This is a genomic window from Sulfitobacter sp. 1A15258, from assembly GCF_043557045.1.
GTDB lineage: Bacteria > Pseudomonadota > Alphaproteobacteria > Rhodobacterales > Rhodobacteraceae > Sulfitobacter > Sulfitobacter faviae.
Genome location: NZ_JBIFFK010000002.1, coordinates 88,993 through 110,735 on the forward strand (window position 1 = coordinate 88,993; position 21,743 = coordinate 110,735).

The 21,743-nt window shown below is 63.5% G+C and carries 21 protein-coding genes; 15 read left to right on the forward strand and 6 right to left on the reverse strand.

All coding sequences use genetic code 11. The features are described 5' to 3' along the window. Positions 1 to 28: 28 nt before the first annotated feature. Positions 29 to 442, forward strand: a complete 414-nt coding sequence (locus tag ACGYK9_RS04575) for a DUF4864 domain-containing protein (protein ID WP_209217053.1) — start codon at positions 29 to 31, stop codon at positions 440 to 442. Positions 443 to 589: 147 nt separating this feature from the next. Then, positions 590 to 2,878: a glycosyl hydrolase family 28-related protein gene (locus ACGYK9_RS04580; RefSeq protein WP_394412489.1), complete on the forward strand. Its 2,289-nt coding sequence runs from the start codon at positions 590 to 592 to the stop codon at positions 2,876 to 2,878. Between the two features lie 59 nt (positions 2,879 to 2,937). Here ACGYK9_RS04580 and ACGYK9_RS04585 read toward each other — a convergent pair whose 3' ends face one another. Together ACGYK9_RS04585 and ACGYK9_RS04590 are read right to left on the reverse strand one after the other, a co-directional pair. Next, a complete protein-coding gene (locus ACGYK9_RS04585; protein ID WP_394412486.1) occupies positions 2,938 to 3,609 on the reverse strand; it encodes a hypothetical protein in 672 nt (223 codons plus the stop codon). 128 nt (positions 3,610 to 3,737) lie between these two features. Beyond that, positions 3,738 to 3,923 carry a PLDc N-terminal domain-containing protein gene (locus ACGYK9_RS04590; protein ID WP_394412483.1) on the reverse strand — a complete coding sequence of 62 codons (186 nt, stop codon included), beginning with the start codon at positions 3,921 to 3,923 and terminating at the stop codon, positions 3,738 to 3,740. Positions 3,924 to 4,104: 181 nt separating this feature from the next. On the opposite strand from ACGYK9_RS04590, the gene ACGYK9_RS04595 reads away from it, so the two are divergent. Together ACGYK9_RS04595 and ACGYK9_RS04600 are read left to right on the forward strand one after the other, a co-directional pair. Then, positions 4,105 to 4,461: a PRC-barrel domain-containing protein gene (locus tag ACGYK9_RS04595; protein WP_394412480.1), complete on the forward strand. Its 357-nt coding sequence runs from the start codon at positions 4,105 to 4,107 to the stop codon at positions 4,459 to 4,461. A gap of 232 nt (positions 4,462 to 4,693) precedes the next feature. Next, positions 4,694 to 4,963, forward strand: a complete 270-nt coding sequence (locus ACGYK9_RS04600; RefSeq protein WP_209217057.1) for a GlsB/YeaQ/YmgE family stress response membrane protein — start codon at positions 4,694 to 4,696, stop codon at positions 4,961 to 4,963. Positions 4,964 to 5,023: 60 nt separating this feature from the next. Here the strand turns inward: ACGYK9_RS04600 and uvrB are convergent, their stop codons facing one another. Continuing rightward, the gene (gene uvrB / locus ACGYK9_RS04605) at positions 5,024 to 7,228 is read right to left on the reverse strand and encodes an excinuclease ABC subunit UvrB (protein ID WP_067268117.1); all 2,205 of its coding nucleotides are present in this window, start codon (positions 7,226 to 7,228) and stop codon (positions 5,024 to 5,026) included. 87 nt (positions 7,229 to 7,315) lie between these two features. Further along, entirely contained in the window at positions 7,316 to 7,600 is a 285-nt protein-coding gene (locus tag ACGYK9_RS04610) for an antifreeze protein (protein WP_394402424.1), read from the reverse strand. Positions 7,601 to 7,741: 141 nt separating this feature from the next. Between ACGYK9_RS04610 and ACGYK9_RS04615 the strand changes: the two genes are divergently transcribed. Both ACGYK9_RS04615 and ACGYK9_RS04620 read left to right on the forward strand, forming a co-directional pair. Continuing rightward, positions 7,742 to 8,053 carry an ETC complex I subunit gene (locus ACGYK9_RS04615; RefSeq protein WP_067268114.1) on the forward strand — a complete coding sequence of 104 codons (312 nt, stop codon included), beginning with the start codon at positions 7,742 to 7,744 and terminating at the stop codon, positions 8,051 to 8,053. Between the two features lie 225 nt (positions 8,054 to 8,278). Further along, entirely contained in the window at positions 8,279 to 9,733 is a 1,455-nt protein-coding gene (locus tag ACGYK9_RS04620) for an alanine/glycine:cation symporter family protein (protein ID WP_394412476.1), read from the forward strand. A 58-nt stretch (positions 9,734 to 9,791) separates the two neighbouring features. Here the strand turns inward: ACGYK9_RS04620 and ACGYK9_RS04625 are convergent, their stop codons facing one another. Both ACGYK9_RS04625 and ACGYK9_RS04630 read right to left on the reverse strand, forming a co-directional pair. After that, positions 9,792 to 11,180 carry an amidohydrolase family protein gene (locus ACGYK9_RS04625; RefSeq protein WP_394412473.1) on the reverse strand — a complete coding sequence of 463 codons (1,389 nt, stop codon included), beginning with the start codon at positions 11,178 to 11,180 and terminating at the stop codon, positions 9,792 to 9,794. Beyond that, positions 11,180 to 11,875 (reverse strand): GntR family transcriptional regulator, encoded by a 696-nt coding sequence (locus ACGYK9_RS04630; RefSeq protein WP_394412470.1) that lies wholly within the window; start codon positions 11,873 to 11,875, stop codon positions 11,180 to 11,182. Before ACGYK9_RS04630 ends, ACGYK9_RS04625 begins: the two co-directional genes overlap by 1 nt. A gap of 200 nt (positions 11,876 to 12,075) precedes the next feature. Here ACGYK9_RS04630 and ACGYK9_RS04635 point away from each other — a divergent pair, with 200 nt between their 5' ends. The 9 genes from ACGYK9_RS04635 (at position 12,076) to ACGYK9_RS04675 (ending at position 21,698) form a co-directional block, all read left to right on the forward strand. Further along, the gene (locus ACGYK9_RS04635) at positions 12,076 to 13,641 is read left to right on the forward strand and encodes an ABC transporter substrate-binding protein (protein WP_394412467.1); all 1,566 of its coding nucleotides are present in this window, start codon (positions 12,076 to 12,078) and stop codon (positions 13,639 to 13,641) included. A gap of 66 nt (positions 13,642 to 13,707) precedes the next feature. Beyond that, a complete protein-coding gene (locus ACGYK9_RS04640; protein WP_168613039.1) occupies positions 13,708 to 14,694 on the forward strand; it encodes an ABC transporter permease in 987 nt (328 codons plus the stop codon). Positions 14,695 to 14,706: 12 nt separating this feature from the next. Next, on the forward strand, positions 14,707 to 15,630 hold the full coding sequence (locus ACGYK9_RS04645; RefSeq protein WP_168613040.1) for an ABC transporter permease: 924 nt from the start codon (positions 14,707 to 14,709) through the stop codon (positions 15,628 to 15,630). A 9-nt stretch (positions 15,631 to 15,639) separates the two neighbouring features. Further along, complete coding sequence (locus ACGYK9_RS04650) at positions 15,640 to 16,605, forward strand: ABC transporter ATP-binding protein (RefSeq protein ID WP_394412464.1); 966 nt, start codon at positions 15,640 to 15,642, stop codon at positions 16,603 to 16,605. Further along, a complete protein-coding gene (locus tag ACGYK9_RS04655) occupies positions 16,602 to 17,639 on the forward strand; it encodes an oligopeptide/dipeptide ABC transporter ATP-binding protein (protein WP_322329008.1) in 1,038 nt (345 codons plus the stop codon). Before ACGYK9_RS04650 ends, ACGYK9_RS04655 begins: the two co-directional genes overlap by 4 nt. A 5-nt stretch (positions 17,640 to 17,644) precedes the next feature. Beyond that, positions 17,645 to 18,277 (forward strand): flavin reductase family protein, encoded by a 633-nt coding sequence (locus tag ACGYK9_RS04660; RefSeq protein ID WP_394412459.1) that lies wholly within the window; start codon positions 17,645 to 17,647, stop codon positions 18,275 to 18,277. Beyond that, positions 18,277 to 19,017, forward strand: coding sequence for an aspartate/glutamate racemase family protein (locus ACGYK9_RS04665; protein ID WP_209217105.1), 741 nt, complete (start codon positions 18,277 to 18,279; stop codon positions 19,015 to 19,017). The genes ACGYK9_RS04660 and ACGYK9_RS04665 overlap by 1 nt, the downstream gene beginning before the upstream one ends. 12 nt (positions 19,018 to 19,029) lie before the next feature. Next, the gene (locus ACGYK9_RS04670; RefSeq protein WP_271688999.1) at positions 19,030 to 20,235 is read left to right on the forward strand and encodes an amidohydrolase family protein; all 1,206 of its coding nucleotides are present in this window, start codon (positions 19,030 to 19,032) and stop codon (positions 20,233 to 20,235) included. Then, the gene (locus ACGYK9_RS04675; RefSeq protein ID WP_394412456.1) at positions 20,220 to 21,698 is read left to right on the forward strand and encodes a chlorohydrolase family protein; all 1,479 of its coding nucleotides are present in this window, start codon (positions 20,220 to 20,222) and stop codon (positions 21,696 to 21,698) included. Before ACGYK9_RS04670 ends, ACGYK9_RS04675 begins: the two co-directional genes overlap by 16 nt. The last annotated feature ends 45 nt before the right edge of the window (positions 21,699 to 21,743 follow it).

Sequence of the window (21,743 nt, forward strand, 5' to 3'; positions counted from 1 at the left end):
CATTCAGCAAGGGCAAGGGGGAAAGGCAATGCGCAAAGGGATGTTCACGTTTTTCGGAGGGCTGGTGCTATCAGCCCTCCTGAGCTTTGGCGCGATGGCGCAGCAGGCTGAGATCGAAGAGACGATCAACCGCCAGTTCGACGCTTTTCGCGCGAATGATTTCGCCGCCGCATTAGAATTCGCCACGCCGAATTTGCAGCGTTTTTTCCAAACCCCTGAGAATTTCCGCAGCATGGTGAGCAATGGCTACCCGATGGTGCAGAACCCGGCGGAGGTGCGGTTCCTCGACCGGCGCGCGGATGGGGCGCGTTTTTATCAGGTGGTGCAGGTGGTTGATCCTCAGGGGTTCACGCATCTGCTGGGCTATCTGATGGAACGGACAGAGGCGGGCTGGCGCATCGGCGCGGTGCAAATCCTCGACGCGCCGGGGGCCAATGTCTGACCATTGTTGCGCCACCCCCGCGCGGCGGGGCAAATGCGGGTTAATACATCGTTGATACTTCCCTGACCTCGCGGTTCGGCCTGTCCGAGCCTGAGCAGTTGAGCGGCGCGCCCCGGTGGGAGGTGCGGACCGGGGAAAGGAAAAGCGATGAACAAGGCGATTACCGATGGCGTGGTGTTGATGCCCACCCCCTTTGCGGCGGGGCTGGATGTCTGGTCGAGCGGCGACGGCACGCCGGGGTCGGACACCTATGAGGACGCGGCCAATGCCGCTTTTGTCCCCGCGGATCAGGATTTTGGCGGGGCGTTGGAACTGCTGAAGACGCAGGCCACGCAACGGCTGCGCTACATGGGGCAGACCCCGCTGCTGCCGGGCTGCTATCTGCGGGTCACGGCGCGGGTGAAGGCGGTGAGTGGCAACCTGCCGACGGTGCGGATCGCGGGCTATCCGGCGCAGGCGGGCGGGGGCCGGGTGAGCGGCGTGACAGAGGCCGGGCCGTCGGTCACGCTGACGGCCTATGGCGAGGTGGTCGAGGTCAGCGCGATCATCGGCAGCGGCGACCGCGGCGGGGTCGATATGGTCTGGGGCACCGGGGCCGTCTATGGGCATTTCGGGTTGGACCTGACCGGGCCGACGGGCGGCGTGGTTCGGATCGACGATATCGTGATCGAGGATGTCACCTCGGTCTTTCTGCGGGACATGCTGGCGCAGGTCGATGTGCGCGACTTTGGTGCGGTGGGCAACGGGGTGAGCGACGATACCGCCGCTTTCGAGGCGGCAAATGCCGCGGCGGCGGGGCGCACGGTGCTGGTGCCCGCGGGGAACTACCTGCTGAACGGGGATGTGACCTTTGACACGCCGGTCAAATTCGAGGGCCATGTGACCATGCCGGTAGGGGCGGTGCTGTTGTTGCGCCGCAATTTCGACCTGCCCAGCTATATCGAAGCCTTCGAGAATGAAGAGACCGCTTTTCTGAAAGCCTTTCAGGCGCTTTTGAACAACGCGGATCACGACTCGCTCGATATGGGGGGGCGCAAGGTGAATGTGACCGGGCCGCTCGACATGCAAGCGGCGGTGCCGGACAAGACCAGCTATGCCACCCGGCGGGTGATCCGCAACGGCCAGCTTGAGGCCGCGTCGAGCAGCGCTTGGGACACGGTGGTGGTGACGTCGCAGGCGCGCTACGCGACCTCGGACGCGCGCAAGCTGACCAATGTGACCAATATCGCCAGTGTGCCGGTGGGCGCGCTGGTCGAAGGGGCCGGGGTGGGGCGCGAGATTTATGTGCGGTCCAAGAATGTCGCCACGCAGGAGATCACGCTCAACGCGCCGCTTTACGATGCGGAGGGGACGCAGAATTTCACCTTCCGCAAGTTCCAATACATGGTGGATTTCAGCGGCTTCGCCTCGCTGTCGAAATTCGTGCTCGATGATATCGAGTTACAGTGCAACAACCGGTGCAGCGCGATCAACCTCGCGCCCTCGGGGCTGATCTTTCACCTGCGGGACTGTTTTGTCAGCCGCCCGAAAGACCGCGGCGTCACCTCGATCGGCGGGGGCTGTCAGGGCATGTTGATTGACCGCTGTCAGTTCCTGTCGGCAGAGGATGCGCTGACGGTGCCGAACCGGACCTCCATCGCGCTTAACACCAACGCCAACGACGTGAAGCTGCGCGACTGCCGCGCCACCAAATTCCGCCATTTCGCGCTGCTGGCGGGGGGCAACAGCATCGTGACGGGCAATCACTTTTTTCAGGGGGATGCGGTCGACAACGGTGTACGCTCGGCGGGGCTGATCCTTGCTTCGGCCCATACCAGCGCGGTGGTGACCGGGAATTACGTCGACAATTGCTTTATCGAATGGACGAATGAGCAGGACCCGACCCCGGCCTTCACCACGGGCTATTCGTTCAGCGCGCTCAGCATCAGCGACAATATCTTTCTGTCCGGGGAGGTGGCCCCGTGGTTCAGCTATATCGTGGTAAAACCGCATGGTGCGGGGCATTTCCTGAGCGGGGTGACCATCACCGGCAACCGGTTCCGCAGCCTTAACGGCAGCATCGACCGGGCCGAGCGGGTGGATACGACCTTTGCCGATCTTAACCTGTCGCGATGCAAGAACGTGGTGATGAAGGGCAATTCCTTCCATGCGGTGACCACGCAGGTGGAGAATATGGCCGAGATCGAGTTCACCCAGTCGACCCCGTCAGAGACTTGGGTGATCGATACCGCCGGGCATCTACCGTTCGAGGGGCAAGCGCTCAACAGCGACGCGGTGGTGGCCCATGGGGCGATCCGCAACGGCAACAACGTGGCGCAGTTCGACATGCCTTATGTGAAACACGCCGAAGGGCCGGACCGGGATCAGTTGCATGTGGTTTGGCCAACGCCGGTGAAGGGCAAGGTCTCTGTCATGGTGCGGATGGACAACCGCTGACCGTGGCGCTGCGCTGAGGTGTGAAGAGGCCCTGCCGGAGATCGGCGGGGCCATTTGTTTTAGAACTCCCGCCAGAGGCTGAGGGTGAGGGCCGAATTCTCTGGCGCGTCGAAGGGGATTTCGCTGCCCAATTGCAGGCGGTATTTGGTGAAGCTGGGCGACAGAACGATGGAGGGGGCGAATTTGGCATAGGTCTCACCCCCGGTGTAGGTGAGAAAGACCTGCGCCATTCCGGTGGTCACGGGGGTGAAGTCGAGCCCGGCGGTGCTGTCGATTTTGATGACCTCTTGGGAAAAGCCAAACTCCCATCTTGCGGAGGCATCGACGGTAAGCCAGCCATTCCGTTCGCCCAAGGTGAAGCCGCGGCCCCAAGACAGCCCGGCCCTGAGGTGGGGCGAGATGAACTCCCCCGACCAGCTTGCTCCGGCGCCGATATCGTAAGCCCAGCGACCCGTATCGCTCGGCTCCCCCAAGGGGAAGCGCAGGAAGACGGTGGCATGGCCGCTTTGCAGGCCAAAACGGCTTTGCGCGGTGTTGAGGTCGAAGCCGAGGGTGAGCCGCTCGCGCAGCCCGTATTCGATATAGGTGCTTTGGGAGAGGTCGTAGAAGTAAGTCGCCGAGAAGGAGCTTGAGATGAAGGTCGTGCCTTCCTCGCGCAGCCACGGCCCGGCGTGGGCGGCGGTGGGGCTGAACTGGCAGGCCAGTAGGGTAAGGCAAAGGGCAGATCGCATGGCAGGCTCCTGCTGCGATCTTGGTTAATGGCGGTTAACAAATCGTTGCTTGCCGGGGGAAAGGTGAAAACCCGGCGCCGAGGGCACCGGGTTTTGCAGTTTCAATGTCAGGGTCGCCCGGCGTGGGCTCAGACGTGGGCCTTGTTGCCGCGGGGGCCTGCGATGAGCCAGACGATGAAGCCCAGCACCGGCAGGATGATGATGCCCAAGACCCATGCGATCTTGGCCGCGCCCGAGGCGTTGGAGGTGACGACCTGATAGATGGCGTAGATGTCGGCGATGAGGATGATGAGCCCTAAAAGTCCATATTCCATTGTTTGATCCCTCTCGAATGCGTGCGTGTCTATTGAGTGATCAACCCAAGGGCGCGCGCAATTGTTCCCGCACCGCGCCGCGCTGGGCCTAAGCCGATCCCCGCCGGTCTGCCCGTATTGCGGGAACCGGTGCCGCCTGCCTTGGGTTTTGTGGGTACAGCAATCATGAGAGGAACAAGCCATGACTGACACGACAGCACCCGCATCGCTGGTTTCTTCGGACAACGTGAACGGCACCGCCGTTTTCGGCGCGGATGGGACCGAAATCGGCCATATCGACCACCTGATGATCGACAAGCAATCCGGCAAGGTCGCCTATGCCGTGATGGGCTTCGGCGGCTTTCTGGGGCTCGGGGAGGAGCATTACCCGGTGCCGTGGAACGCGCTGAACTATGACCCCTCGCGCGATGGTTTCATGACCAACATCGATGAGGCGACGGTCAAAGGCGCGCCGGAGCGGACCGAGCAGTGGCACAGCGACCGCGCGTGGCAAGAGCGGACGTTCGATCACTACGGCGTGCCTTATTACTGGATTTGATAGGCGCTCCAAATGGTTAGGGGAGGCGATGACGCCTCCCTTTCGCTGCGGCGATAGTCTGCGCAGCCCATTGTTTTTGCGCGGCGGATCGGGTCTGATGAGAGTGCGGCTGGTTTGGCCATGATTGGAAAGGAACCCCGATGCGCCGAATGATCGCTCTCGGCCTGCTGCTGACCCTTGGGGCATGCGGCGTGCCATTCGTACCCTTCATTTGATTTAGGAGAACCCTTCGATGGAAGCCTTTCTTGATACGCTTGGCGCCGTGGCGCTGATCGCACTCGTGGTGGTCGGGCTTGCCGCCGGGGCCATTGCCGGGGCCGTGGCGGGCCGGAACCGCATTCTTTACCTTGTTTTAGGGGTCGTCGGCGCCGTGGCGCTGCCCTTCATCCTTGCCGCGCTGGGCGTGACGGTGGTGGCCGCGGGGGGCTTGCTGTTGCTGCTGGTCGTCGCTGCAATCGGTGCGGCGCTGGTGTTGGCCTTGGTGGCGGCGCTGCGACGGTAGCTGCGGCGTTTTAGGGCTGAATTGTTCAGGGGCCTCCCCGAGTAGGGTGGCCCTTTTTCTTTAGCGTTTACGGCGTTTTACATTGCCGCCACGCATGCCGCCGCGGCCTGAGGTGCTGCGGCCCGAGGCTTGCTGCGCGGCATCGACGGCGCGGTCGACTGCCTGCTGGCGCGCCATCGGATCGTCGGCGACGGCAAGGTCCACAGCCTCCAGCCGTTTGACCTCGTCACGCAGGCGCGCAGCCTCTTCGAACTCTAGGTTCTCGGCTGCTTTGCGCATATCGGCGCGCAGCCCGTCGAGCACGGCTTGCAGGTTGCCGCCCGCCATCGGCTTGTCGACCTTGGCGGTGACGCGGTTCATGTCCACGTCGCCTTTGTAGAGTCCCGCGAGGATGTCCTCGACGTTCTTTTTCACCGTGGCGGGGGTGATGCCGTGTTCCTCGTTATAGGCGATCTGCTTGGCGCGGCGGCGCTCGGTCTCACCCATGGCGCGCTCCATCGAGCCGGTGATGCGGTCGGCATACATGATCACCCGCCCTTCGGCGTTGCGCGCGGCGCGGCCGATGGTCTGGATGAGCGAGGTTTCCGAGCGCAGGAAGCCTTCCTTGTCCGCGTCCAGAATGGCGACCAACCCGCATTCGGGAATGTCGAGCCCCTCACGCAGGAGGTTGATCCCGATCAGCACGTCGAAGGCGCCGAGGCGCAGGTCGCGCAGGATCTCGATCCGCTCGATCGTGTCAATGTCGGAGTGCATGTAGCGCACGCGGATGCCCTGTTCGTGCATGTATTCGGTGAGGTCTTCGGCCATGCGCTTGGTCAGCACAGTGCAAAGCGTGCGGTAACCGTCGGCGGCCACCTTGCGCACCTCATCGAGCAGATCGTCGACCTGCATCTCCACGGGCCGGATCTCGACCTTGGGATCCAAGAGGCCGGTGGGACGGATGACCTGTTCGGTGAAGACGCCGCCCGATTGCTCGATCTCCCATGCCGCCGGGGTGGCGGAGACAAAGACCGATTGCGGGCGCATGGCGTCCCATTCCTCGAACTTGAGGGGTCGGTTGTCCATGCAGGACGGCAGGCGGAAGCCGTGTTCGGCCAGCGTGAACTTGCGGCGGTAGTCGCCTTTGTACATGCCGCCGATCTGCGGCACCGAGACGTGGCTTTCATCGGCAAAGACGATGGCGTTGTCGGGGATGAATTCGAAGAGGGTGGGGGGCGGCTCGCCCGGTGCGCGCCCCGTCAGATAGCGCGAGTAGTTCTCGATCCCGTTGCAGACGCCGGTGGCCTCCAGCATCTCGATGTCGAAATTGGTGCGCTGCTCCAGCCGCTGCGCCTCCAGAAGCTTGCCGTCGGCGACGAGTTGGTCAAGCCGGGTGCGCAGCTCTTTCTTGATGCCCTGAATGGCCTGCTGCATCGTCGGCTTCGGCGTCACGTAGTGGCTGTTCGCATAGACGCGGATCTGCTCGAATGTGTCGGTCTTCTCACCGGTGAGCGGGTCGAACTCGGTGATGCTCTCCAACTCCTCGCCAAAGAAGGAGAGCCGCCACGCGCGGTCGTCGAGGTGGGCGGGGAAGATTTCCAGACTGTCGCCGCGCACGCGGAAAGAGCCACGCTGGAAAGCCGCGTCGTTGCGCTTGTACTGCTGGGCGACCAGATCGGCGATGACCTTGCGCTGGTCGTACATGCTGCCCGCTTTCAGGTCTTGGGTCATCGCGCCATAGGTCTCGACGCTACCGATGCCGTAGATGCAGGAGACCGAGGCCACGATGATCACGTCGTCACGCTCCAAAAGCGCGCGGGTGGCGGAGTGGCGCATCCGGTCGATCTGCTCGTTGATCTGGCTCTCCTTCTCGATGAAGGTGTCGGAGCGTGCGACATAGGCTTCGGGCTGGTAATAGTCGTAGTAGGAGACGAAATATTCCACCGCGTTGTCGGGGAAGAAGCCCTTGAACTCGCCGTAAAGCTGCGCCGCCAGCGTCTTGTTGGGGGCGAGGATGATGGCGGGGCGCTGCGTCTCTTCGATGACCTTGGCCATGGTGAAGGTCTTGCCCGTCCCAGTGGCGCCCAGAAGCACCTGATCGCGCTCGCCCGAGTTCACCCCTTCGGTCAGTTCCTTAATCGCCGTGGGCTGGTCGCCCGCCGGGTCGAATTCGGTGACCAGTTTGAACTTATGGCCGCCCTCCAGCTTGGGGCGGTTGCGCACGTCTGGTGCGGGGTTTGCCAGCATCGGCATCCCCTCGGTCTTGTCGGAATGGGCATAGGGCATCGCGGGTATCCTTCGTCAAGCTTCCCATAGGTGCCCTCTTTCACGCGGGGTTCAAGGGGCAGGGGGCCGCGAAGGGCGCTTTTGCCGCTACTTCATCAACCGTTTACGATTCTGTCGCACCTTGCGGGCCAGAGGGGCGAGCGAGGCGTCCATGATCTGATCCGGGCTTTTGCCCAGCATCATGGCCTGCGTTCCGGCGGTGAAGGCCTTGACCATGGCCGGGCCTTTCTCGGCCACCATGCGGTTGTTCTCACCGGGGCGGGCGGGCAGCGCGCCTGCCATGCCCAAGAGGCGCAGCGACATCACGATCTGGGTTTCCACCGCGAGGGCGGCGATCTGGCTTTGCAGGGCGAAGAGGGCGAAGGGGGTCATATGGAACACTCCAATGGGGTGATCTTGATGTAGTCTCTGCACCGCAGCATGGTAGGGTTTATTTGCGCGGGCCTGCATTCCCTTGCCCCTTGGCACGGAATATTAGATAAAGCCCGAGGTTATTGAAGCGAGAGTCCCGAAATGCGCGCACGTATCTACCAACCCGCCCGTACAGCGATGTCCTCCGGCACGGCCAAGACCCGTGTCTGGCTGCTTGAGTTTTCGCCCGCGGAAGCGCGCAGGGTCGATCCGCTGATGGGCTGGACATCTTCCGATGATACGCAAAGCCAAGTGCGCTTGCAGTTCGACACCCGCGAAGCCGCCGAAGAATACGCCCGCGATCATGGCATCGACGCGCAGGTGCAACTGCCCAACAAGCGCAAGCCCAACGTCCGCCCCGGCGGCTATGGCGAGAATTTCGCGACCGGCCGCCGTGGGGCGTGGACGCACTGAGGGTGTGAAGGTGGTCGCTTGCTTGCGCGGGCCATGCGCCCGCCCTTCGGCCCGCGCCACTGTTCATCTGACCGCGTAGCAGGTAGCACCACATTTTCGCGCGGTGGCGTGCAGCCCCGCGACGATCGATACTGACGCCCGCCGGGCGTTTTCATTTCGGTTCAAAGCTTTCCCTTGTCTGCCGACGCGTTAGTTGTTGAACATGCAAACGAGGGGGACAAGAATATGACCGCAATCGTCGATTTCCTGAACACCGTCTTATGGGGCTACGTCCTCGTATATGGCCTGCTGGCTGTCGGGCTTTACTTCACTTGGCGCACTGGTTTCTTGCAATTCCGGCATTTCGCCGAGTTCTTTCGCGTGGTCAGATCCTCGCGTGACACTTCCGCCGCGGGCATTTCACCATTTCAGGCGCTGACGATCTCTCTCGCCAGCCGGGTCGGTACGGGCAACCTCGCCGGGGTGGCCGTGGCGATCTATCTCGGCGGGCCGGGGGCTGTGTTCTGGATGTGGGTTGTGGCGCTCGTCGGCATGGCGACGGCCTATGCGGAATCGACCTTGGCGCAGCTTTACAAGGTTCGGAACGCGGATGGGCAATACCGTGGCGGGCCGGCCTTCTACATGTCCCGGGGCATCGGGTCGAACGCCATGGGCTATGTCTTTTCGGTCTGCCTTATCATCAGCTTCGGCCTGATCTTCTCGGCGGTGCAGGCAAACTCGATCTCCGTCGCGATGGAGGAAGCCTTTGCCATTCCCAAACTCGTCACCGGCCTTGTCGTCGGCGGTTTTGCGGGCATCGTCATCTTCGGCGGGATCAAATCCATCGCGCGGGTCGCGGAAAAGATCGTTCCTGCCATGGCCGGACTCTATATCGTCGTGGCGCTGCTCGTCGTGGTTCTGAACATCGCCGATGTGCCCGCCATGCTGGCCCTGATCGTCAAATCGGCCTTTGGTTTCGAAGCGGCGGCAGGCGGCTTTACGGGGGGCTTCATGGTGGCCCTGCTCAACGGGGTGAAGCGCGGTCTGTTCTCGAATGAGGCGGGCATGGGCTCGGCCCCGAACATCGCCGCCGTCGCGGTGCCCGATCCGCACCATCCGTCCAGTCAAGGGCTGGTGCAGGGGCTTGGCGTCTTTATAGATACGCTGGTGATCTGCACGGCCACGGCGCTGATGATCCTGCTCTCGGGCGTGGTCGACTATTCCGAAGGTGCGGCGACCGGCATGGCGCTGACCCAGATCGCTTTGGAACAGCATATCGGCGCATTCGGCCCGATCTTCATCGGGATCGCCATCCTGTTCTTCGCCTTTACCTCGATCATCGGGAATTATTCCTATGCCGAGAACGCGATGGAGTTCCTTGGGATGGGCAAGCGTATCCCGCTTCTCGTGCTGAAGGCGCTGGTGATCGCGATGGTGGTCTGGGGCTCGTTGCAGGCGGTCACGACCGTGTTCAACTTCGCCGATGCCTCCATGGCGCTGATGGCGACGGTCAACCTGATCGCCATCCTGATCCTGTCCAAGACCGTCGCCAAACTCACGCGGGACTATTTCGCGCAGCGTAAGGCGGGGAAAGAGCCGATGTTCAGGATCGCCGAATATGCCGAGCTTGGCGATGGCGTCGATCACACGATCTGGAACAGCAATGTTGCCCGTGAAACGGAAGGCGCCAAGCCCGAATAAACACGACAGAAGGCGAGGGGGTGGCCCCTCGCCTTTACTGTTCCGCGCGTGAATTTCGTTATTCTACGAGAAGATGCGACAGGTCGCAGCGGGCGAGGGCCGCATTCAGTTCTCCCGCAGCGGCGTCGAGTATGCTGCCTTCGTCCAGTGCCGTTTCGCGGTCTCTCATGCGGACTTCCCCATTTACGATGACCGTATGCACATCCGCTGCATTGGCGAATTGCGCGACCGTGGTCAGGGGCATCATCGGCGGGTAGAGATGCGGTTTGCGGCGGTCGAGCATGACGATATCCGCCTTCTTGCCCGGTTCGAGTGAGCCGAGGTCGGCCTCCATCCCAATCGCCTTGGCGGCGTCGATGGTGCACATTTCCAGCACATCACGCGGCATCATCACCTCCGGGTCGCGGAAGTGGCGGCGGTGGTAGTGCAGGCATTGGGCCATGTGGCGGAACATGTCATAGCCCCGGTCCGGCGCTGCGGCGTCCGAGCCGAGGGCGACGTTCACCCCCATCTCGCGCAGTTCGGGCGCGGGGCAGCGGCCCAGAACCGACATGATGGCCGAGGGGTTGTGAACGATCGACGCGCCGCTGCGTTTGGCCGCGTCCATATCCTCGGGGGTGAGGTCGACCGAATGGGACAGATAGGCCCATGGGCCGAGGATGCCGAGGTCTTCGGCCAGCGCGATGGAGCCGGACCGGTGGCCATCCTGAGTGAACAGCAGCCCATGTTTTTCACGCAGGTCCATCGCGGCGCGGCACATCGCGCGGATGTCCTCGGGGGCCTGCGCAAAGTCCTCGGGCGAATAGACCGGCATGATGAGGCAGACCCCCGCGCCATCGTTCAGGAAATCCCCGTTGGTTTGCGCGAGTTCAGCGCAGACCTGTAACTGATCCTCGAAGGACAGGCTGACCTCCCGGTCAAGGTCGAGACTGCGGTAGGGCTTGGGGAAGGGGCGGCGGTTCAGGCCCGCGGCGAGCATCGTTCGGATGCCAATCTCGCGCGTGGCATCGCAATGGAGATTGCCCGCTTCTACCGTATCGGTGCGGTAATGATCCGCCCCGCCGCCAAGCAGCATCGTGCAGGTGGTAATCCCCGCCTTTAGCCGCTCAAGCCCCGAAAGCCGGGCTTCGGCCTGCCAGAACGCGGGGGTGGAGCCGCGGGTGTAGATCGTCTCGCAGGCCTGAAACCACGCATCGCCATCGCCATCGCCGCCGCCAAGGTTGCGCGTCAGCCCGTGGCCTGCGTGGGCATGGCTGTCGATCAGCCCCGGAAGGGTGATCATTTCGCGCCCGTCGATCACCTCGGCGGTTTCGGGGAGGGGCACATCGCCCGCAGGGCCGACGGCGGTGATACGGTCGTTTTCGAACAGCACGGTGGCATTGTTGATGACACGTCGCTCCGCGTCCATCGTGATCGCGGTGGTGTGGGTGATCGCATGGCTGGTCATTACAAGTCCTCGCTCAACGCGGCCCCGAGGACATCGTCCTGCGCCGCAGCGCCGTCTTGCGAGGCTTCAAGTTTCAAAGTGCGCTCCGCTTCCAGAAGATGTGCCTCCATCTCTGTCATCGCGGTGTCGAAATCCCCTGCGGCGAGGGCCGCGACGATGGCGGCATGTTCGTCCGGGCCGCATTGCGTATCGCATTTCGGTTTGAACACAGCCGTGACCAAGGTGCTTTTTGAAACGAGGTCGCGCAGGATATCGGCCAAGAGGGGAGAGGCGGCGAGTTCGGCCAGCAGCATATGAAAGGCGCCCGAGAGCCGGATGATACGCGCCGTGTCCCCTGCCGCCAGCGCTTCGCGTTCTTCGGCGATATGGGCTTCCAAGGCGGCCAGTTTCTCTTGCGCGCCGTGTTTCTTCAGCGCTTCGATCACGCCGCGTTCCACGACGCGGCGGGTGAAAAAGACATCGCGGGCTTCGTCGACCGATGGTGTGGTGACAAAAGCGCCGCGGTTCGGGATGTGGCTGACCAGCCCGTCATGGGTCAGTTGGTATAACGCCCGGCGAATGCGCGGACGGCTGGCGCCGAAGATTTCGCACAGCCGTTCCTCTTTCAATCGCGTGCCGGGTGGCAGGCGACGTTCGGCGATGGATTTCCAGATCCGTTCATAGATCTGCTTCTCCGTGAGCTTTGCTCCTGTCACCTATCGGCCCCCCTCAAATCTTTATTTACTGAATTTGCCTCAATAGTCGTAGAAACGCCCGATAAAGTGCAAGCAATTTATGTCAGCACAGATTGTTAACAATAATTGTAGACAGAAAAATGGAATCGTGCCAGCCTAGCTTTAGTCGCTGTGATGCAGGTCCGCTGTGCTCGCAGGGCGGCACGAACAGGGAGATAACAATGACACCGCGCAAATTTCTATTCACCTCGGCTTTGGCGCTCAGCTGTGCCAGCATGGCGCAGGGCGAGACCTTCCGCCTAGGCACCAATGGCGACCTCTACGGTCTCGACCCGCATTCGATGACCGACAGTTTCACCGTCTCTTTTTTGAACCACGTCTATGAGGCGCTGGTCCGCTATGACGCCGATCTCAAAATCGAACCGGCGCTCGCCACCAGTTGGGAGCAGATCGATGAGACCACCGTGCGCTACAAACTGCGCGAGGGGATCAAGTTCCACGATGGGCAGGATTTCTCAGCCGAAGACGTGGTGGCCTCGGTCAAACGGGCCGCGCATGAAGATTCCCCCATTCGCGGCAATATCGCCGGTCTGGTCGATGCCAGGATGGTCGATGAGATGACTGTCGATCTGATGCTCGACGGGCCGAACCCGCTTTTGAACAACTTCCTGACCAATGTGCTGATCTTCGACAGCGGCTGGCTCGAAGAACATGATGCGCTCGACCCGATCGACGCGCAGAAGGGCGAGGAGGGCTACACCACCTCCAACGCCAATGGCACCGGCCCCTTCCGCTTTGAATCCCGTACCCCGGACGCGCAGACCGTGCTGACCGTGAACGAGGATTGGTGGGACGAGCCGCAGCACAACCTGACCCGGATCGAGCTGAACCCGATCAACTCCGATGCGACCCGCGTGGCGGCGATGCTCTCGGGCGAGCTGGACATGATCGTGCCCTCGCCCTTGCAGGACGCCAAGCGGATCGAGGCGACCGAAGGCATGCATGTGCTCGAAGCGCCGGGCCTGCGCGCGATCATGATGGGCATCAACATGTCCGACACGTCGAACAACCCCAACCAAGACGACAACCCGCTGCAAAAGGTCGAGGTCCGTCAGGCGCTGGTTCATGCCATCAGCTATGACCTGCTGCGCGACAAGATCATGCGCGGCAAATCCCGCAACCTCGGCGGTCTGGTGGCCCCCCAGGTGCCGGGCTTTGACGAAGGGGTCGATGAAATCCCCGCCTATGATCCCGAAAAGGCCAAGCAGATGCTGGCCGATGCCGGATACCCCGAAGGCTTCAGCCTGAACATGAACTGCCCCAATGACCGCTACGTCAACGACGCGGCGATCTGTCAGGCGCTGGCGGCGATGTTTGCCCGCGTCGGCGTCAAGGCGGACCTCACGGCAGAGACCAAGGCGATTCATTTTGAGCGCGCCCGCGCCAATGAGACCGACATGTTCATGCTGGGCTGGGCCACGCTGCCGATGCTCGACGGGTATTCGGTGCTCTCGGCGATGCTGCACACGCCCGAAGGGCAGATGGGCACATGGAACCCCGGCGGCTACTCCAACCCCGAGGTTGACCGTCTGACCAAGGCCGTGGCGACCGAGCTGGATGCCGAAAAGCGGATGGAGATGATGGTCGAAGCCTTCCGCATCGCCGATCAAGAGGTGGCATGGTTGCCGCTGCACGCCCAGCCCCTGTCGTGGGCCGCGCGTGATGCGGTGAAGATCCCCCAGACCGCGGATGACAAACCGCGCCTCTGGCTCGCCCGGATCGAGTAACCTGCCCCCGGGCGGGCGCCCCTCCCCACGCCCGCCCACCGATAACCTTGCCAGCCGGAGGCCAGCATGTTCGCCTTTCTTATCCGCCGCATCATACAGGCCGCGCTGGTGATGCTCGTCGTCGCCTCGATCGCCTTTCTGATGTTCCGCTTTCTGGGTGACCCGATTTCCAACCTTCTGCCCGAAGACGCCACCGTGCAGGACCGCGCCGAGATGCGCGAGAAGCTGGGGCTCAACGACCCCGTTCTGGTGCAATACGGGCGTTTCATCGCAGATGCGGCGCAGGGCGACTTTGGTCAGTCCTATCGCAACAACCGCCCCGTCTCGGACCTTCTGGCCGAACGCTTTCCCGCCACTGCCGAGCTGGTGCTGGTCGCCGCGGGTCTGGCGCTGGCGCTTGGGGTGCCCTTGGGCATCTATACCGCCCTCAACCCGCGCGGCTGGCTGAGCCAAGGGTTGCAGGTGATCTCGCTCCTGGGGATCTCCGTGCCCACCTTCGTCACCGGCATTCTGCTGATCCTTGTCTTCTCGGTCTCGCTGGGATGGCTGCCAAGCTTCGGACGCGGCAAGGTGGTCGATCTCGGCTGGTGGACCACGGGGTTCCTGACAGTATCCGGCCTCAAGGCGCTGATCCTGCCCGCGATCATGCTGGCGCTGTTCCAGATGACGCTGATCATGCGGCTGGTGCGGGCCGAGATGCTGGAGGTGCTGCGCGCGGATTACATCAAGTTCGCCAAGGCCCGCGGCATCCCGAACCGGATGCTGCATTTCAAATACGCGCTGAAGAACACGCTCATCCCGGTGATGACGATCTTTGGTCTACAACTGGGCGGGCTCATCGCCTTTGCCATCATCACCGAGACGGTCTTTCAATGGCCGGGGATGGGCTTCCTGTTCATCCAAGCGGTGAACTTTACCGATGTCCCCGTGATGGCCGCCTATCTGGTGCTGGTTTCTTTCATCTTCGTGGTCATCAACACGCTGGTCGACCTTTTGTACAACGTCGCTGACCCGCGCCTGCGGGCCGAAAGAACGCCCGCGCGCGGCGTCTGAGGAGGTTCCCCCATGTCAAACTTCATGCCCATGCTCTACGCCTTCTGGGACAGCGATATCACCTACAGCTTCCGCAAGTCGCGCGTGGCGGTGATCTCGGCGCTGGTGCTGCTGGCGATGTTCCTCACGGCGATCTTCGCCCCGAGCCTTGCGCCGCAGGACCCGTTCAACATCGCCGAACTGGACCTTTTCGACAGTGAGTTGCCCCCCGCCTGGGCCGAGGGTGGCAGCGCCGCCTACCTGCTTGGCACGGACACGCAGGCCCGCGATGTGCTCTCGTCGATCATGTACGGGATGCGGATTTCCCTGCTGGTCGGTTTCGCCAGCGTGATCCTTGCCGCCGTGATGGGCGTGGCGCTTGGCCTTTTGGGCGGCTTTCTTGGCGGGATCGTCGATGCGGTGCTGATGCGGATCGCCGATGTGCTGCTAAGCTTTCCGCCGATCCTCGTGGCGCTTTTGATCAACGGCATTTTGCGCGGTGCGCTGCCCAGTTCGGCGCAGGCCGAGTCGGCGCTCATTGTGCTGATCCTGTCGATCGGGCTGACCAACTGGGTGCAATACGCCCGCACCGTGCGCGGCTCGACCATGGTGGAGCGGCGCAAGGAATATATCGAGGCGGCGCGCACCCTCGGCACCGGCAAGCTGGCGATCATGATCAAACATATCCTGCCCAATGTGCTGGGCCCCGTGCTGGTCATCGCGACGATCAACCTCGGCATGGCGGTGCTGACCGAGGCGACGTTGAGCTTTCTCGGTGTCGGCATGCCGCCCACCCAGCCCTCGCTCGGCACGTTGATCCAGATCGGCAACGAATTCCTGTTCTCGGGCATCTGGTGGGTCGTCGTCTTTCCCGCCGCGGCGCTGGCGATCCTTGTGCTGGCGGTGAACCTGCTGGGCGACTGGCTGCGCGATGCGCTCAACCCCAAACTGCGCTGAGGTAATCCCATGTCACTTCTCGAACTGGACAACATCGTTGTCGAATTCCCAACCCGGCGCGGCCCGCTGGAGGCCGTCAAGGGCCTGAGCCTCGACCTCGACGAAGGCGAAATCCTTGGGCTGGTGGGTGAATCCGGCGCTGGCAAGTCGATCACGGGGGCGGCGATCACCGGATTGATCGAACCGCCCGGCCTGATCCGCTCGGGCGAGGTGCGGTTGCGCGGTGCGCGGATCGACAATCTGCCCGCCGACAAGATGCGCCGCATTCGCGGCAAGGAGATCGGCGCGATCTTTCAGGACCCGCTGACCAGCCTGAACCCGGTCTATACCGTGGGCGAGCAACTCATCGACACGATGCGCGTGCATCTCGGCCTCGACCAGAAGACCGCCCGCCAGCGGGCCATCGACTGGCTGGCCGAAGTCGGCATCCCGGCCCCCGAGGCGCGGCTTGACCAATATCCGCACCAGTTCTCGGGCGGGATGCGGCAGCGCGTGGTGATCGCGCTGGCGCTCTGCGCCGAGCCCAAGCTCATCATCGCGGATGAGCCGACCACGGCGCTTGACGTCAGCGTGCAGGCGCAGATCCTTTCCCTGCTGAAGCGGCTCTGCCGCGAGAACGGCACGGCGGTGGTGCTGGTGACCCACGACATGGGCGTGATCGCCGAGACGGCGGACCGCGTTGCGGTGATGTATGCCGGGCGGCTGGTTGAGATCGGCGATGTGAAACAGGTCATCGAGGAGCCGCTGCACCCCTATACCCGCGGCCTCATGGCCTCGATCCCGCAGATCGGCATCCGCGACCGGCGCCTCACGCAGATCGAATGTGCCATGCCCGGGTTGCGCAATCCCGCGCCCGGCTGTGCCTTTGCGCCGCGCTGCCCCCGGGCGATGGACCATTGCCACAGCATCCGCCCCGCGCCGCAGGACGCCGGCACCGGCCAAGTCGCCTGCCACCTTTACGGAGAGACGTCATGACCCCGCAGATCACACCCGACGACATCCTCAGCGTGCAGAACATCTCGAAACGCTTCGACGTGTCCGAACCCTTCCTCAACCGGCTGTTGGAACGCCGCCCGCGCCGTATCCTCACGGCGGTGAACGACATCAGCTTCGACGTGCCGCGCGGCAAGACCTTTGCCGTGGTGGGCGAGTCGGGCTGCGGCAAATCCACCGTGGCGCGGCTGCTGATGGGGCTGCACAGCCCGAGCGGCGGCACGATCCGCTTTGAGGGGGACGACATCACCCATATGCCCCCCGGCAAACCTGCCGCCCTGCGCCGCCGAATGCAGATGATCTTTCAAGATCCCTATGCCTCGCTCAACCCGCGCTGGCGGGTGCGCGACATCATCGGCGAGCCGCTTAAGAACTTCGGCATCTGCAAGACCCGGGCCGAGGTCACCCGCGAGGTCGAGAAACTGCTGAGCCAGGTCGGTCTGAACCCCGCCGATGCCAAGAAATTCCCGCATGAGTTCTCCGGCGGCCAACGCCAGCGCCTGTCCATCGCGCGGGCGCTTACGACACGCCCCGAACTGCTGATCTGCGACGAGCCGACCTCGGCGTTGGATGTGAGTGTGCAAAGCCAGATCCTCAACCTGATGAAGGACCTGCAAGACGAGTTCAACATGAGCTACATCTTCATCAGCCACGATCTCGCGGTCGTCTGGTACATGGCGGATGTGCTGGCGGTGATGTATCTGGGCAAGATCGTAGAGGTCGGCCCGAAAGAGGAGATCTTCGGCAACCCGCAGCATCCCTACACGCGCCTGCTGATGGAGACGGTGCCCAAGCTGACCGTGGGCGGCGCCGAACGCGCGCCCGTGGCAGGGGAGGTGCCGAACCCGATCTCGCCGCCGCCCGGTTGCGCCTTTCACCCGCGTTGCCCGATGGCGAATGATACCTGCCGGAGCGTGGCCCCCGCGCTCAACCTGCGCGAGGGCGGGCAGAAGTCGGCTTGTCACGCGGCGGACGAGGGGCGGCTGAAGCCGTGGCTTCGTTTGGCGGCGGAGTAGGGGGGATGGAGTTCGATTTCACCACCCTGCCAGAACGCGACCGCTACCGGCTGCTGTCGAGCTTCGTGGCGCCGCGCCCCATCGCGCTGGTCACCACGTTGAGCGCCGATGGTGTGCCCAATGCCGCGCCGATGAGCTTTTTCAACGTCTTCTCGCAGGAGCCGCCGATCGTGATTCTCGGCATCCAGTGCCGTCCCGATGGCAGCATCAAAGACACGGTCACCAACATCGACCGGCGTCAGAGCTTCTGCGTCAATATGGTCGACATGGCGCTGGCCGAGGCGATGATTACCTGCGGGATCAGCTTTGAGCCGGACGTGGATGAGATCGCGACCGCCGGGCTGACCATGACCCCCGCCAGCCAGATCGACGGTGGCTGGATCGCGGAAAGCCCCTGCGCAATGGAATGCGTGGTCGAAGAGACCATCCGCTATGCCCGGCGCGAGATCATTCTGGGCCGTGTCGTGCAGATGCATGTGCGCGACAACTGCCTTGACGAGGCGGGCCGCTATGTCCGGCCCGAAAATTATCAGCCCATCGCGCGGCTGCATGCCGACAATTACATCACCTCCGACCGGCAGTTCGAACTCAAGGTTCCCGAGACGCCGCCGGTTGGCGTGACACAGAAAGCCAATTGATGAAAATTCACCTGATCAATCCAAACTCGACCGCGGGCATGACCGAGGCCATCGCCCGCACCGCCCGCGCCCAAGCCGGGCCGGGGGTCGAGGTTGTTGCCGCCACCGCGCGGGCGACACCGCCCAGCATCGAAGGCTATGCCGATGAGGCGCGCGCCGTGCCCGCCATGCTCGACGCCATTCTTGAGGCCGAAGCGGCAGGGGCTGCGGCCCATGTGATCGCCTGTTTCGATGATCCCGGTCTTGATGCTGCCCGGGCCGTGGCCAAGGGGCCGGTGATTGGTCTGTGCGAAGCCGCGCTCATTGCAGCCGGGCGGATCGCCAAACGCTTTTCGGTCGTCACCACCTTGCCCCGGGCCGTGCCGATCATCGAAGACCTTGGCGACCGTTACGGCTGTGGCCGTGCGCTTTGCGCCGTACATGCCGCCGACATCCCGGTGCTCGACCTCGAATATGCGCCGGTGCAGACCCTGCCGCTGATCGCCCGCAAGATCCGCCAGACGGTCGAGGAAGACCGGGCCGAGGCCGTGGTGCTGGGCTGCGCGGGCATGAGCGCGCATTTGGAGCAATTGGGCCGCGACGCGGGCGTGCCGGTGATCGACGGTGTGGGCTTTGCCATCCGCATGGCCGCTGGCCTTGCCGCGACCGGGCTGGTGACCGCCAAGACCGGCGCCTATGCCCTCCCGCGGGTCAAGCAAGTCGCCGCACCGCAAGCGCGTGTCGCCCCTCTGACACGATAGACAGGACAAGACATGACCAAGCCTTTGCTGCTCAAGAACCTCCGCCTCATGGGGGCGGATGCCGCCGATGTGCTAATCGAAGGCGGGCGCATCGCGCAGATCGCGCCTAAGATCACGCCGACCGGGGAGGTCTCCGTTGAGGATTGCGGCGGCGCGCTGGCGCTGCCGGGCCTCGTCGATGCGCATGCACATCTCGACAAGACGCTCTGGGGCATGCCCTGGCATCCGCATCAGCAGGGCAAAAGCCTGCAACAGATGATCGACACCGAGCGCAAGCTGCGTCACGAGTTGGACATGGACGCAGAGCGGCAATCGGCACGGCAGGTGGCGCTGGCGCTATCCAAGGGCACCACGGCGATCCGCAGCCATGTCGATATCGACACCGAACATGGGTTGAGCCTGCACCGGGGCGTGGCCGCCACCCGGGCGCGCTATGCGGATGTCATGCAGATCGAGACGGTCGCCTTTCCGCAATCGGGCCTGATGATCCGCCCCGGCACGCTGGAATTGATGGACGAAGCCCTGCGCGAGGGCGCCGATATCGTCGGCGGGCTCGACCCCTGCGGCATTGACCGTGACCCCAAGGGGCAGCTCGACGCGGTCTTCGGGCTGGCAGAGAGACACGGCAAGCCGATCGACATTCATCTGCATGAGCCGGGGGAGATGGGGGCGTTTAGCCTTGAGATGATCCTCGATCGGACCGAGGCGCTGGCGATGCAGGGCAGGGTGACGGTCAGCCACGCCTTCTGCCTCGGCATGGGGGATCAGGCGCGGGTGGCGGGGCTGCTCGACCGGATCGCGGCGCTGGAGGTCTCGCTGGCCACCACTGCCCCCGCTGCGCGCCCGGTGCCCTCGGTCGCCGCCTGCCGCGAGCGCGGCATCGCGATCTGCGCGGGCAACGACGGCATCCGCGACACTTGGACCCCATACGGCAACGCCTGCATGTTAGAGCGTGCCATGCTCGTCGGCCTGCGCAACAATTTTCGCGCGGATGTTGAGGTTGGCTGGGCGCTCGACACCTGCACCACCGAAGGCGCGAAGGTGATGGGGCTTGAGGGCTACGGCCTCGCCGAAGGCTGCCGCGCGGATCTGGTGTTGGTCGATGTCGAGGCGGTCTCGGAGGCCATCACCCTACGCCCGCCGCGCCGCTTGGTCCTGTCGGGCGGCCAGATCGTGGCCCGCAATGGCGAGACGGAGGCGACATGGCAGAGCGCTTGAAACGCAGCGCCCTGACCGCCGCTTGGGTCGTGGGGCATGAGGACGGGCAACACTGCCTCTACCGCAATGGCACCGTGGTCGTGGAAGGCGAAAAGGTGCTGCACGTCGGCCATGACTTCGCGGGCGACGTGGCCGAGACAATCGACTTTGGCGAGGCGCTGATCGGGCCGGGGTTCATCGACCTCGACGCGCTGGCCGATCTCGACACCACTGTACTTGGCTATGACAACCATCCGCCTGAGTTAAAGGGCCGGGTTTGGCCCGAGAGTTACATGGCCGCTGGCCCGCGTGAGATGTACACGCCCGAGGAACTGGCCTTTCAGAAACGCTATGCCTTCACTCGGCTGATCCGCAACGGCATCACCACGGCGCTGCCCATTGCCTCGCTCTTCTACCGCGCTTGGGGCGAGACGACAGAGGAATTCGATGCCGCAGCAGAGGCGGCGGCGGACCTCGGGCTGCGGGTCTACCTTGGCCCCGCCTATCGCAGCGGCAATCTGGTGGTGAATGAAGATCGGCAAATCGGTTTTCACTATGATGAACCGCGCGGCTTTGCGGGGCTGGCCGAGGCCGAAGCCTTTATCGCGCGGCACGAAAACACCCACGGCGGGCTGATCCGCACCATGCTGGCCCCCGACCGGATCGAGACTTGCACCCCCGAGCTTCTGCGCCGCAGCGGTGCGGCTGCCCGCGCCCTCGGCGTGCCGATCCGCCTGCATTGCTGCCAGTCGCGGCTGGAATATGATCTGGTGCTGCAACAGCATGGCAAAAGCCCGTTGGAACTGCTGCGCGATACCGGTTTTTTTGCTCCGTCCACAATCCTGCCGCATGGGCTGTTCCTGTCGGGCCTCAACGGCATCACCCATGCCGCGCCCGATCTCGAAATCCTGAGGGCCTCCGGTGCCGCCCTTGCCCATTGCCCGCTGGTGATGGCCCGGAGTGGCAAGATCATGCAGTCCTTCGCACGGTTTCGCGACCTCGGCGTCCCCATCGGTATGGGCACCGACACGCATCCCGCCGATATGATCCAGAACATGGCCCTGGGTGTGATGACCGCCCGTATCGCGGAGGGTGATCCGACCGCCGTCCGCGCCGCCGACTTCTATGATGCCGCCACCCTCGGCGGCGCAGCGGCCCTGAACCGTCCGGATCTGGGTCGGCTGGCTCCGGGAGCCGCCGCCGACCTGAACGTCATCCGGCTGGACAGCCCCGACATCGGGCAGCGCATCGACCCCATTCAGACGATCCTGCTTAACGGCTCTGGCCGCGACGTATCGGACGTGATGATTGCAGGTCGGTTCGTCATGCGCGATGGTGTCATCCCCGGCGTCGACGACATGGCCTATCACGCCAAAGCGCAGGCGCAGTTCGACCGGATGGTCGCGCAATATCCTGACAGGACGTTGTTCCATCCCCCGGTGGAGGAGATTTTCGCGGGCAGCTACGGGATCAAAAACGCGTAGCCGCTGTGGACGAAGCCCGCGACCGCCTGAGTTATCGCTAGCCGA